This window comes from Aquimarina besae (assembly GCF_042434905.1).
In the GTDB taxonomy this organism is placed as follows: Bacteria; Bacteroidota; Bacteroidia; order Flavobacteriales; family Flavobacteriaceae; genus Aquimarina.
In genome coordinates, this window is the sequence record NZ_CP170199.1 from 1,045,761 (window position 1) to 1,057,926 (window position 12,166).

Annotated in this window: 12 protein-coding genes; 4 read left to right on the plus strand and 8 right to left on the minus strand. The window is 33.5% G+C overall.

Annotated features, from left to right (window positions below):
• Nucleotides 1-52: 52 nt before the first annotated feature.
• Nucleotides 53-679 carry a hypothetical protein gene (locus tag ACE94K_RS04575; RefSeq protein WP_378180569.1) on the plus strand — a complete coding sequence of 209 codons (627 nt, stop codon included), beginning with the start codon at nucleotides 53-55 and terminating at the stop codon, nucleotides 677-679.
• An 83-nt stretch (nucleotides 680-762) separates the two neighbouring features.
• Here ACE94K_RS04575 and ACE94K_RS04580 read toward each other — a convergent pair whose 3' ends face one another.
• Nucleotides 763-2,211: a M56 family metallopeptidase gene (locus ACE94K_RS04580; protein ID WP_378180572.1), complete on the minus strand. Its 1,449-nt coding sequence runs from the start codon at nucleotides 2,209-2,211 to the stop codon at nucleotides 763-765.
• Between the two features lies 1 nt (nucleotide 2,212).
• Complete coding sequence (locus ACE94K_RS04585; protein WP_378180575.1) at nucleotides 2,213-2,575, minus strand: BlaI/MecI/CopY family transcriptional regulator; 363 nt, start codon at nucleotides 2,573-2,575, stop codon at nucleotides 2,213-2,215.
• 238 nt (nucleotides 2,576-2,813) lie between these two features.
• Between ACE94K_RS04585 and ACE94K_RS04590 the strand changes: the two genes are divergently transcribed.
• Nucleotides 2,814-4,286 carry an alpha/beta hydrolase family protein gene (locus tag ACE94K_RS04590; protein WP_378180578.1) on the plus strand — a complete coding sequence of 491 codons (1,473 nt, stop codon included), beginning with the start codon at nucleotides 2,814-2,816 and terminating at the stop codon, nucleotides 4,284-4,286.
• Between the two features lie 103 nt (nucleotides 4,287-4,389).
• On the opposite strand, the gene trpS is transcribed toward ACE94K_RS04590, so the two are convergent.
• Nucleotides 4,390-5,358, minus strand: coding sequence for a tryptophan--tRNA ligase (gene trpS, locus ACE94K_RS04595; RefSeq protein ID WP_378180581.1), 969 nt, complete (start codon nucleotides 5,356-5,358; stop codon nucleotides 4,390-4,392).
• A gap of 74 nt (nucleotides 5,359-5,432) precedes the next feature.
• Between trpS and ACE94K_RS04600 the strand changes: the two genes are divergently transcribed.
• Nucleotides 5,433-6,173 (plus strand): lysophospholipid acyltransferase family protein, encoded by a 741-nt coding sequence (locus ACE94K_RS04600; protein ID WP_378180584.1) that lies wholly within the window; start codon nucleotides 5,433-5,435, stop codon nucleotides 6,171-6,173.
• Between the two features lie 140 nt (nucleotides 6,174-6,313).
• Here ACE94K_RS04600 and ACE94K_RS04605 read toward each other — a convergent pair whose 3' ends face one another.
• The 5 genes from ACE94K_RS04605 to ACE94K_RS04625 form a co-directional block, all read right to left on the minus strand.
• Nucleotides 6,314-7,978 (minus strand): hypothetical protein, encoded by a 1,665-nt coding sequence (locus ACE94K_RS04605; RefSeq protein ID WP_378180586.1) that lies wholly within the window; start codon nucleotides 7,976-7,978, stop codon nucleotides 6,314-6,316.
• Between the two features lie 2 nt (nucleotides 7,979-7,980).
• Nucleotides 7,981-8,526 (minus strand): RNA polymerase sigma factor, encoded by a 546-nt coding sequence (locus ACE94K_RS04610; protein ID WP_378180588.1) that lies wholly within the window; start codon nucleotides 8,524-8,526, stop codon nucleotides 7,981-7,983.
• Nucleotides 8,527-8,566: 40 nt separating this feature from the next.
• Nucleotides 8,567-8,989, minus strand: coding sequence for a hypothetical protein (locus ACE94K_RS04615; RefSeq protein ID WP_378180591.1), 423 nt, complete (start codon nucleotides 8,987-8,989; stop codon nucleotides 8,567-8,569).
• Nucleotides 8,990-9,192: 203 nt separating this feature from the next.
• Nucleotides 9,193-10,206 (minus strand): recombinase RecA, encoded by a 1,014-nt coding sequence (gene recA / locus ACE94K_RS04620; RefSeq protein WP_378180594.1) that lies wholly within the window; start codon nucleotides 10,204-10,206, stop codon nucleotides 9,193-9,195.
• A 429-nt stretch (nucleotides 10,207-10,635) separates the two neighbouring features.
• Complete coding sequence (locus tag ACE94K_RS04625; RefSeq protein ID WP_378180597.1) at nucleotides 10,636-10,869, minus strand: hypothetical protein; 234 nt, start codon at nucleotides 10,867-10,869, stop codon at nucleotides 10,636-10,638.
• 219 nt (nucleotides 10,870-11,088) lie between these two features.
• On the opposite strand from ACE94K_RS04625, the gene ACE94K_RS04630 reads away from it, so the two are divergent.
• Nucleotides 11,089-12,120, plus strand: coding sequence for a rhodanese-related sulfurtransferase (locus tag ACE94K_RS04630; protein WP_378180599.1), 1,032 nt, complete (start codon nucleotides 11,089-11,091; stop codon nucleotides 12,118-12,120).
• The last annotated feature ends 46 nt before the right edge of the window (nucleotides 12,121-12,166 follow it).

Sequence of the window (12,166 nt, forward strand, 5' to 3'; positions counted from 1 at the left end):
ATGCCAACGACCAATTGTGATGGGGATTTTTTAATCTTAAAACCTAAATAATATGAAAAAAGTAATTTTTTTTGCTGCAGTATTGACACTTGGTGTTTTCTGTGCATGTGATCAAGAGACGGTAGATAATACTATTGTAGAAGAATCTTTGGAATTGGATAATAGTAGCATCGACGAAGCTACTGGAAAAGCTCATTGGGGGCGATGTTTTTATTTTGTAAGACCAGGTCTGAAGTTTGGAGGGAAATGTTATAGACAATTTCCCGGAATATGTGATATATATAAAATATGTATACCAGAATTAATTTATGACCCTTGTTATTTTGTTCCTTGCTGGATAGAAATATTCGATCCATGGATCATTTATGAAAAGCTTGATCCTAAAGAATTTATTTCCTTTAGAGATAAACTAGAGCTGGAAATAGATCCGAGAGAAAATGTATTTCCTTTTGCGCTCAATGAAGGTATTGCAGGATTACAGTTTTATCAAGATGAAGGCTTCTTAAGAGATAATACATTTCAGCTGGAAGAAGATCTTATTCTAGATGCAGAGACTTCTAAAGAGCTTGGTCTTCATGGAAACATCGTTAAAGCTGGTAAATATCCTGTTATAATTAATAGGGAAAACGGAACATTTAATGCTATACTTTCTGTAGAAAAAGGATTTGAACGACAGTAGACAAATAGATGTTGGCGAATAGAAAAGGCTGGCGGAGTTTCAGAACTCTGCCAGCCTTTTATCTTGAATTTAAAGATTTATGTTTATTCTTTTATCTCAAAAATGATAGGTAGAGAATACATCACCCCAACATTGACTCCATCTTGTACTCCTGGTATCATTTTGGGTAATTGGTTAATCACGCGTATTGCTTCGGTTTCTAATTCTGGTAACGAGCCTCTTGCTGCAACATCTACAACATTACCTTGATTGTCTATCTTGAATTTTACAAGAATTTTTTGACGTCCGGTAAGGCCAGATTCTTTTCCTACTTCAGTGTTGAATTTACTTCCTACTAACTGATTAACATTTTTAGAAAAACATTTTTTTGCCTCCACTGGAGATAGGTTTTCGCAACCCGGATATACAGGGACTTTTTCGATAACTCCAAAAGGAATTTCAGCATATTCCACTACATCTTTGAAAAAAGGTTCAGAAAAACCGTTTTCTGTGGTTAATAATAGTAAGCCTTTTAGTGCTTTTCTTTCTTCTTCTGTCATTTCTCCTTTTGCGGCAATAGATTCCTTTAATACAGAAATGTTACGCAGGATTAAACTTTCAGATTTTGATACATTATCTGAGCTATTAGCTAACTGCGCATTAGCATCTTCAGTACAAGAAGTGTATACTAACATTATACACACCACAGGTATTAATAATAAATATTTTAATTGAAAGATTTTCTTTGATTTTGATTTTTGTAACATAACTAGTCGATTTTTGATTAATGAATGATTAAAAAATGTATTAATAAATGAAATTTTCTCCGTCTGGAAAACCTGGGATAGCAGGTCCTGATAATATTCTTTTTTGCTGGTCTCTGCGATTGCTTTTGCATCAGCGATATATTCCTGCAACATTGCCATTCTGTTTTGATATATGTAGATCAAAGGGTTAAACCAAAATATAATTCGTAAGATTTCAAAGAAAATAAGGTCAATAGAATGGTATTCTCTTACATGGATTTTTTCGTGAAGTAGAACGTTGGTCTTTTTTAGTTCCGAAAGATTGCTGCCAATATAAATGGTGTTGAAAAACGAAAATGCAGTAGTGGTGTTAGGTAGGAAAACCAGCGTAATGTTTTTTGTATTTATCTTGTTTCCAGACCTTTTTAACTTAATGATTTTAAAAACTTTATAAAAAAATAAAATGAAGCTGATTGTAATTCCGATATACCATAAATACCCAAAAATTGGGATCAAAGAAATATAATTAGATATACTATTTTCGGACCCTATTACAACTTCGGGTAAAAGATGTACCTGCATAGGAGAATTTGTAATCAATACTTCAGGTAATTGTATGTTATATTCAGAGGGTATATTATGTCGTATAATATCTAATCGAATCATAGGAAGCAAGAAACTTAGAATAGGGGTGATGAGAAGATACGCTCTATTCCAGTTAAAAAATGTTTCCTTTTTGAAGAATAGATCATAGGTTACTAAAAAAAGTAATTGAAACCCTATGATTTGTAGTATATAATGGATCATATTATTCTTCTTCTTTATTTATTTCTTTCATGGCTGCTTCCATTTCCGCAATACTGATGTCGTTTTTCTTCATAAAAAAAGAAACCATACTCTTAAAAGATCCTTGAAAATAACCATCAATCAATTTGTTGATACTTTGATTACTATACTCTGATTTTTTAACTAGCGGTATATAAATATGAATTCTTCCTTCTTTCCTGTAGTTGACAAAGCCTTTATCTTCTAATATTCTTACAATAGTAGAAACTGTGTTGTATGCCGGTTTAGGTTCTGGCAATTGTTCAAGGATGGAAACCACACTGCCTTCCTCTAGGTTCCAGAGAATTTTCATAATATCTTCTTCTGCTTTGGTCAACTGTTTCATATAGTAAGTTTAAAAACTCAAACTAAAATTTTAGTTTGAGTTTGAGTTTGCTAATATAAACTATTTTTTTAGTTTGAACTATTTTTTTAGTTTTAAAATTAAGTTTTAATTATAATTACAACTGATATCAAAGCGTTAAAAGAGGAGAAAAGCCTTTAAAAATCGTTGTCTGTCGCTTAAAAAAGAATAGTATAAGTAAATTAAGAATATTGCAGTAAAACCTTGATTCTTAAAAGAAATGACAACTTTCGAAATGTTTTTGCTATTTACAGTCACAATTATACCTTTTATTAAAAGGCCACTGATTAAAAAGATACGAAAGAAATATATACCATATTTTCTTTTACTATTATTTCTATTACATATTTTAATAGATAATTGGCGTTGGCAAATGATTCCGGCATACGCGCTAATTTTTCTTTTAATCTATAGAGTCCAACGTATTCGGGTGGTTAAAGTTCCAAAACTCACTTTTTCCCGGGCATTTGGTTATATATCGTTTTTGGTAATTCTATCTGTAGCGTGGTTTTTGCCACTTTTTCTACCAATTTTTTCATTACCAGAACCTACTGGCACGTATCACGTAGGTAGTAAATGGATTGATATTAAAACAAACCGAGATGAAGTAATTACAACAGATCCATTAGATAAAAGGGAATTAATGGTAAAAATGTGGTATCCTACGGATAAAATCTCAGAGGAGAAAAGAGAACCATATGTAGATCAAGCAAATCGACTTGGTTTTATTAATAAATATAGTATGGGTATTTTACCTTCTTTTACCATAAACTATTTAGATCGTATTAAAACAAATGTGTATCAAGAGGCAGCTATTTCAAACGGTGCATTCCCTGTTCTAATTTTTTCTCCTGGTTACGGCTCAATATCAACAGGATATTATGCAATGTTAACAGAGATTGCAAGCCACGGATACATAGTTGCAAACGTATCACATACATATGAGAGCTTAGGAACGTCATTTCCAGATGGTACTATGAAATTTTTCGATTATGAGTATCAATATCAAGAAGAGGTATCATCTATAGAACATATTATGGCTATTAAAAATGCATTTTCAGATAGTATTTCTTTTGACAACGGACATAAAATTATTAGAGAAGCTTCTAAAGATTATTTTGTAACTCATATCGTAGAAAGGTGGTCCAAAGATTTGATATCCGTAATAGATCAGCTGAAATCTATGAATACAGATGCTTTTTTTAAAGACCACATCGATTTGGATAGGATAGGAGTCTTTGGCCATTCTAGAGGAGGGGGAGCAGCGGGTCAAACTGCCTTAAAGGATGATAGGATCAAGGTAGCCGCAAATATCGATGGAATCCAGTGGGGAGAAATGATGGACGCTACATTTCAAAAGCCATTTCTTTTACTTTCTTCCGATTGGCCAGAAGAGCACGAAAATATTAATGCTCATACGTATATTAATAAGAGCACTGATTATTTCTACGAAGGTAAATTACTTACATCCGGCCATTCCAATTTTATGGATATACCTTTAATGATTCCAATGCGATCGCTAGCCGGAACTGGCAGTATAGATCCCAAACTAGGTCTAAAAATCACAAATGAAGTACTTTTAGCCTTTTTCAATAAACACCTTAAGAGTAAAACCAATAATGATCCTATTAAAGTTTCAGAACAATATTCATTATTAGAAATGAAAATTTACAAGGGTGATTCTATTCATTAGCACTTCAGCATATGAAGATTTCTTGATAAGTTAAGAGCTATTTTTGATGACGCTACCGATAATTAGACTCTTTTAGTCTGTTATATTCATTGAAAAACAGTGGTTAGTACCCAATTTTTTCACGTACTCTTGAAAGGACTTTAGACGCAACCTCAGATGCTTTCTTAGCACCTATGGCTAGTGCTTTATCTACTTCTTCCAGATTTTCCATATAGTAATTATAGCGCGACCGTTCTTCAGAGAATTTATTTATTAAGAGCTCATATAGAGCTTGTTTTGCGTGACCATAACCGTAGTTTCCTCCTTGATAATTTGCTCTCATCTCAGATATTTCATTTTCGGTTGCGACCAACTGATACAAGGCAAATACATTACAAGTATCTGGATTTTTAGGCTCTTCTAACGGGGTACTATCTGTCTGGATACCCATAATCGTTTTGCGTAACTTTTTATCCGGTAAAAATAAATTAATAGTATTCCCTTTAGATTTACTCATTTTAGAACCATCAGTTCCGGGTACGTGCATAGTTTCTGAACGAAATTGCGCTTTTGGCAACACAAATACTTCTCCCACTTTATTGTGTATTCTTTCTGCGACATCTCGGGTAAATTCTAAATGTTGTTCCTGGTCTTTTCCTACAGGAACAATTTCTGCATCATATAGCAAGATATCTGCAGCCATTAACATAGGATAGGTAAATAATCCAGCATTGACATCTTCTAACCGATCTGCTTTGTCCTTAAATGAATGTGCCAGGGTTAGTCTCTTATAAGGGAAAAAGCAATTAAGATACCAAGCCAATTCTGTTACTTGCGGTACATCGCTCTGTCTGTAAAAAACCGTTTTTTCTATGTTTAAACCAAAAGCAAGCCAAGTGGCGGCAGTAGAGTAGGTGTTCTCTCTTAATGTTTTAGCATCTTTAATTTGTGTTAAAGAATGCATATCTGCAATAAATAAAAAAGAATCGTTCTCTGGTTCATTAGCCATATGAATCGCAGGGATGATTGCTCCTAATAAGTTTCCCAAATGAGGCGTTCCAGTACTTTGGACCCCTGTTAGAATTCTTGCCATAGTAATTTTATAGTTTGTCGCAAAGGTAATTTTTTTGTTCACATAGCTCAAAGCAATTGCGTATTTTTGCGGCTATGTTTATCCTTAGATACATATTAATTCTTCTTTGGAGAATTTGGTTTTATATAATGATGGGAATTCCCATTATTATGATGTTTCCTGTATTATTAATTCTTACTTCCAGAGAGCAATGGTATGCACAGTTTTTTAAAGTAGCCAGATTTTGGGCTAAAATCGTATTGTACGGTACAGGTTTTGTTCCACGAGTAAAAAAAGAAGCTGATCTAGATATACATAAGAGTTACATGTTTGTAGCCAATCATACTTCTATGGCAGACATTATGCTGATGCTTTATTGTGTCAAAAACCCTTTTGTTTTTGTCGGTAAAAAAGAATTAACAAAGATTCCGATCTTTGGTTTTTTCTATAAACGAACTTGTATTTTGGTGGATAGAAATAGCCAAAAAAGCAGGAAAGAAGTTTTTGACAGGGCACAAGCCAGGCTACACGACGGCACAAGTATTTGCATTTTTCCTGAAGGTGGTGTGCCAGAAGATGAATCTATCATTTTGGATGAGTTTAAGGATGGAGCTTTTAGATTAGCAATCGATCATCAAATATCGATACTCCCATTAACTTTTCTTGATAATAAGAAACGATTTTCATACACATTTTTTAGTGGAAGCCCCGGAAAAATGAGGGCTTTTATTCATAAAGAAATTCCAACTAAAGGGTTTACTCAGGAAAATAAAAAAGAACTAAAAGCATCTACTCATAAAGTTATATTGGATAAGCTTCAATCGGGTAAATTTTAATTTGAAAGTGGTTTAAGAAAAAACAAAAGCTGTTCCTCCCCAGAAACAGCTTTGTCATCATTGCTTCCCTAGAGCAATAATTCAACCTAACCAACTAAAATAATCTAAAACACATATAGTTACTTTTCTTTTTCGTTGTATTAAAACTTAAAACTTACACCGGTATATATGCCGAAATAGTAAGGTCTAAAATCTTGTGCGCTATCCCTAAATCCATTGAATTGATATTTGAAGATAGGCTCCATATTGATCTTAAATTGATCTGAAAGTTTATAATCAAAACCTATACCAACATTTCCACTAAAGCTTACATCATTAACCGTTTGATCCCTTGCAACATTATCATTCCTAAAACTTCCTGCAATGATAGATACTTCATCATCTTCTAGAAATAAAGTACTTATTCCGCCTATCATGTGAATTCCAATTTTAGAATCGGTCAGTGCATACTTAAGCTCTAATGGCACCTCAATATATCCAATACTATGATTGAGCAATCCTGGGTTTTGAGATTTCACCAAAATTTCATCGTTAATGTCTACCGGTGCCGGAGCAAAATTCGCTGTCGCACTTTGATAATCTGATACAATAATACTTTGGGTATTTGTAAAACTATTTTCTCCTCTGGTAACAGATGAAATTCCGAATCCTACGTCTTCTGTATTGTAACCTACATCTACTTTGTTGATGCCTGATCGCACGATGAGTCGTTTATTAATAGCATATGCTACTTGAATACCATAACTGAGGTTGACTTCTCCTTGCTTGTTATTATCAGAGAATTGAGGATCAATAGAAGATCCTCCAAATGAATCATAGTATACCGGAGCAACATTAGGAGAAATATTCCATTTTTTTCCTTCGTTTGTCTCCTCTGCTATAGCTTCCCTTTCTTCTTTTTCTTTGATCGCATCAAAAATTGATTTCTTGCCGTCATCTGGATATTGATCAGTAATTTGGTCAGAAACTTCTTTTTTAGTTTCGGTACTGGCGTCTTTTGTATTATTTGCTATGAACTCTTTGCCTTTATTTGGATCTTCGTCTGGATCTTGTAGATATTCACTGGTGTCTTCAATTATGTCTGTTGATTCCTTATTGGCAAAAGTGTTATTTGTTGCTATTCCTGTGGTAATTTGTGCTGTTCTAGTAGTATCATCTACCGTTTTTGGATTTTGTTTGTCAGTTACGGTTCTTGCGACATCCATTTGTCGATCAAGGATTATTTCATCCTTTCTCTTATCATCTGATCCAACGATAACTGCATTTTTTTCTCTAGGCGAAGTGTCTTGAATTTCTTTCTTGTTTGTGTTTTGAGTTATTAGTGCATCATTATTTGCTTTTGGGAATGAACTCTTATTATTTATTTTAGTATCTAAAGAAGTATCTTTTTTATCATTTGTCTTTAGTGAATTATTAGTGACGGCCTCATTATTTGCATTCGAGCTTTTTGAAGTTCCATCTGTATAATCAGCTTCTTTACGTTCTGGTGTATCTACAAATACATCTTGCGAACGATTATCTCTTTTCTTTTGATCTAATTTAGGAGTTATGTCTTCTTCTTTTTCATTAACTACAATAGTATCAATTTTGGTATTGTCTGTTAATAGGACTGAGCCTACAGATAAGATTACAGCAATTAATGCGGCAACTCCAGCAACGCGGTACCAAAAAGGTAAAAGTATTACTCGTTTGCGATCCTTATTTTTTCGTGCCTGAATTTTTTTCCAGACAGCATCATCAGGAGTAACTTCAAAATTTTTGAATTTCTCCTGAAACAGTCTATCTATATTTTTTTTATCACTCATATTCATCCTTCAATTGACTGAACGTGATGTTCTTGATTGGTTTCTATTTTTTCTTTTAAAATTTTTCTGGCTCGTGCCAAATTTGATTTTGAAGTACCTGTAGAAATATCTAACATTCCGGCAATTTCTTTATGAGAATAACCATCTAATACATAAAGATTAAAAACCAATCGATATCGGTCCGGTAACTGCTGAATAATTTGTAAAAGATAATCTAACGATACATTATCTTCATCCACTTCTACTTCTACCTCTTCTATCTGTTCCTCACCAATAATTTCGAAAACTTTTTGTTTGCGATATTTTTGTAAAGCGGTATTGATGGTGATTCGTTTCATCCATCCTTCAAAAGAGCCCTTGTTTTTGTACTGCTCTATTTTATCAAAAATTGTAATAAAGGCATCCTGCAAGGTGTCTTCTGCACTTGCGTAGTTGTAAGAATACTTCAGACAGATAGAAAATAACTTACTACCATATAGCCTATACAGTTGTTCCTGTGCCTTAGCATCTTGTTTTTTACATTTTTTTATGAGTTGGTCTAAACTCACGAACAGTTTTTGTTTTGGTTAATATAGTACAACTGAGGCTTTAATCTACAACAGGGACTTCTCGGATCAGAAATTGATTTTCGCCTTGATCATTTCTTCCTTGCCAAAATCTAAAGACATATGATTCTTCTATTCCAACTAAAAAGTTCAGTGATGCATCGATTAAATCAGTTTGAGCAAGATCTTCACATTCACGATCATTGACTACCACATTGACCACAGAAACCGTACGTTCATTAGCAAGCCTGTCGTAATCAAATCCACTAAAAGAATGGCAATCAGATGGTCTAAAATAGGAGACCGTAATTTCATAGGTTTCTCCTCTAATAAACTGATCCGGAATATCTACTTCTTCGATTGGCACCAACTCATAAGAGAAAATAATGCCATCATTATCGTCATTCAAGCAACTTGACAAACAACAGGTCAAAATAATCAATGCAATTATTTGTATCTTTTTCATATTCATAACTTTTGGGGTTCTACATACCAAATTGTACTATTTAGATGCGGCTATGTTGAGTTGGTTGCGTTGTTACTGAATAATTTTTTGATTCCTGAAAATTGCTTAAGAGGTTCTTATATTTTACTATTAATAATTAACAATATAAGATATAAAAAAATCCCGAAGGCTCGGGATTTTAATATTTCAACAAGAAGGATAGATTATTCATTAACAATCTTTATGGCTTCTTTTATTTTCTCTTCGAGTTCCTCCATTAGTTCCGGATTGTCATTGAGTAATGCTTTTACGGCATCTCGTCCCTGACCTAATTTTGTGTCCTGATAACTAAACCAAGAACCGCTCTTTTTAATGATTTCATAATCCACGCCAATGTCTATAATCTCACCGGTTTTGGATATACCCATTCCGTACATAATGTCAAACTCTGCTGTTCTGAATGGTGGTGCAACCTTATTTTTAACAACTTTTACACGTGTTTTATTTCCTTGTACTTCGCTATTACTATCTTTTATCTGGGTAGATCTTCTGATATCTAAACGAACAGAAGCGTAAAACTTAAGTGCATTACCACCAGTGGTAGTTTCCGGATTACCAAACATAACTCCTATTTTTTCACGCAGCTGGTTGATAAAGATTACAGTACAATTTGTTTTACTAATAGAACTGGTTAATTTTCTCAATGCCTGAGACATCAATCGGGCGTGTAGTCCCATCTTAGAATCTCCCATTTCTCCTTCAATCTCACTTTTTGGAGTTAAGGCAGCTACAGAGTCAATAACAATAATATCAATTGCTCCTGATCGGATTAAGTTATCGGCAATTTCTAATGCTTGTTCCCCGTTATCAGGTTGAGAAATAATAAGATTATCTATATCCACACCTAATTTTTCTGCATAAAAACGATCAAAGGCGTGCTCTGCATCTATAAAAGCAGCAATTCCACCAGATTTTTGTGCTTGAGCAATTGCGTGAATTGTAAGTGTTGTTTTACCCGAAGATTCCGGACCAAAAATCTCGATTACTCTACCTCTTGGATATCCTCCTACACCAAGCGCCAAATCTAATCCAAGCGATCCGGTAGATATTACTTCTACTTCCTGAACTGCAGAATCACCCATCCTCATCACGGTTCCTTTTCCGTAGGATTTATCTAGCTTGTCTAAAGTTAGTTTTAACGCTTTTAGTTTTGCATCTTTTTCTTTTTCAGTACTCATGCGCTCACTTTCTTTTGTAATTGATTTTCGCTAAAATACTACAAGTTTTTTGCATACCCGTTTCAAAAATTATACTTATCCAACTAATTTATTAACAATGACTAGTGACTGTCAAAAACGGTAATATTTTTTTAAAAATCATAACGCAACCTTTTTTATCATCCCGCATCTACTTAAAAAGCAAAACTAGAACAAACTGTGAGGAAGGAGGATGTAGATGAAGTTTCTTAAAAGAGTCGTAAGACACAACCTTGATGGATATACAATTACTGCAATTAGTAATTGTATAGTTGATGGTGGCTAGCTTCGTTATTTAAAGATTAGTCGTTTAGATTAAGTAAATTAATTAAATAACGAATTAGCCCAAAAAATGCCTTGAAGTGGTTTTCAAGGCATTTTTTTTAGTTTCAATTGTAATAGGATTATAATTTAGAATTCCTCTGCCCAAGCATTTCCACCATCTGCAGTGCATTGATCTCCCAGACTCTGTATTGCAGCGTGATTGTTCACACTTGCTGACCCTACGTACCAAGATTTTCCATCTGAACACCTGCACCAAACAGCTACTTTTCCTCCTAATGGTAATTTACCTCCAGTAATATTTTTTTGTTCATTTCTTTGAATCTGTTTTACCTTGTTTAAGTTTTGAATTTTTTTAATCATGATTCTATTTATTTTATGTTTAATAATTGTGTTGTTACCAAATGATTATTTTTGTTACCCACATTTTTCAAAAAAATTAAATAATTCTTGATTTCATTTTTCTTATGATGTAGTAATAGTTTTACGCATTCAATAATCAATTAGTTTATTAAATAGGCTATTTGTACTTTTGCAAAAATTAAATAATTTCTTTTTTTAACTTAAAAACATTAGTATAGCATGCAACTGTACAATACATTAAGTGCAAAAGAGAGAGCTGCTCTTATCGACGAAGCCGGTACCGAACGTCTTACGCTCTCCTTTTATAAATATGCACATATCGGAAATACCGAAATTTTTAGAAATCATCTTTTTATACATTGGAACGAACTAGACGTTCTTGGCCGAATTTATGTAGCTAATGAAGGTATCAATGCTCAATTGTCTGTTCCAGCACCAAATTTTGAAGCATTCAAAAAGCATTTAGACAGTATTTCTTTTCTGGAGGATGTACGATTAAATATTGCTAGAGAGCAAGACATAAAATCATTTCTGAAACTGAAAGTTAAAATCAGGAAAAAAATTGTGGCTGATGGTTTAAATGATGAAACTTTTGATGTAACCAATAAAGGAGTTCACGTTGATGCAGAGAAGTTTAATCAATTGATTGAAGATCCTGATACCGTATTGGTGGATATGCGTAATCACTATGAGAGTGAGATAGGCCACTTTAAGGGAGCCATAACACCGGATGTGGATACATTTAGAGATTCTTTGGATATTATTGAAGAGGATTTAAAAGATCATAAAGAAGATAAAAAACTGGTGATGTATTGTACTGGTGGAATCCGATGCGAAAAAGCAAGTGCGTACTATAAACACAAAGGTTTTAAAAATGTATTTCAGTTAGAAGGTGGCATCATAGAATATGCCAGGCAAGTTGAAGAAAAGGGACTGGAAAACAAATACCTGGGGAAAAACTTTGTTTTTGATCATCGAAGATCAGAAAGAATCTCTGATGACGTTATTTCTAATTGCCACCAGTGTGGAAACCCTTGTGATACACATGTAAATTGCGAAAATGAAGCGTGTCATTTATTGTTTATTCAATGTGAAGCTTGTGCCACTGCTATGGATAATTGTTGCTCTACAGAATGTAAAGAAATTAATAGTCTCCCTTATGAAGAACAGAAAGCATTAAGAAAAGGTAAAGGAAATAGTAATAAAATTTTTAAGAAAGGTCGTTCTGAAGTGCTAAAATATAAGCAGTAATGCTAAAATGATTTAGATGCTATGGTTTTAAAAGAAATCATAGTAT

Bases quoted from the DNA above. Each gene is read 5' to 3' on its own strand.
- ACE94K_RS04575 (WP_378180569.1), top strand. From the start codon at position 53: ATGAAAAAAGTAATTTTTTTTGCTGCAGTATTGACACTTGGTGTTTTC.
- ACE94K_RS04580 (WP_378180572.1), bottom strand. From the start codon at position 2,211: ATGATCCATTATATACTACAAATCATAGGGTTTCAATTACTTTTTTTA.
- ACE94K_RS04585 (WP_378180575.1), bottom strand. From the start codon at position 2,575: ATGAAACAGTTGACCAAAGCAGAAGAAGATATTATGAAAATTCTCTGG.
- ACE94K_RS04590 (WP_378180578.1), top strand. From the start codon at position 2,814: ATGACAACTTTCGAAATGTTTTTGCTATTTACAGTCACAATTATACCT.
- trpS (WP_378180581.1), bottom strand. From the start codon at position 5,358: ATGGCAAGAATTCTAACAGGGGTCCAAAGTACTGGAACGCCTCATTTG.
- ACE94K_RS04600 (WP_378180584.1), top strand. From the start codon at position 5,433: ATGTTTATCCTTAGATACATATTAATTCTTCTTTGGAGAATTTGGTTT.
- ACE94K_RS04605 (WP_378180586.1), bottom strand. From the start codon at position 7,978: ATGAGTGATAAAAAAAATATAGATAGACTGTTTCAGGAGAAATTCAAA.
- ACE94K_RS04615 (WP_378180591.1), bottom strand. From the start codon at position 8,989: ATGAAAAAGATACAAATAATTGCATTGATTATTTTGACCTGTTGTTTG.
- recA (WP_378180594.1), bottom strand. From the start codon at position 10,206: ATGAGTACTGAAAAAGAAAAAGATGCAAAACTAAAAGCGTTAAAACTA.
- ACE94K_RS04625 (WP_378180597.1), bottom strand. From the start codon at position 10,869: ATGATTAAAAAAATTCAAAACTTAAACAAGGTAAAACAGATTCAAAGA.
- ACE94K_RS04630 (WP_378180599.1), top strand. From the start codon at position 11,089: ATGCAACTGTACAATACATTAAGTGCAAAAGAGAGAGCTGCTCTTATC.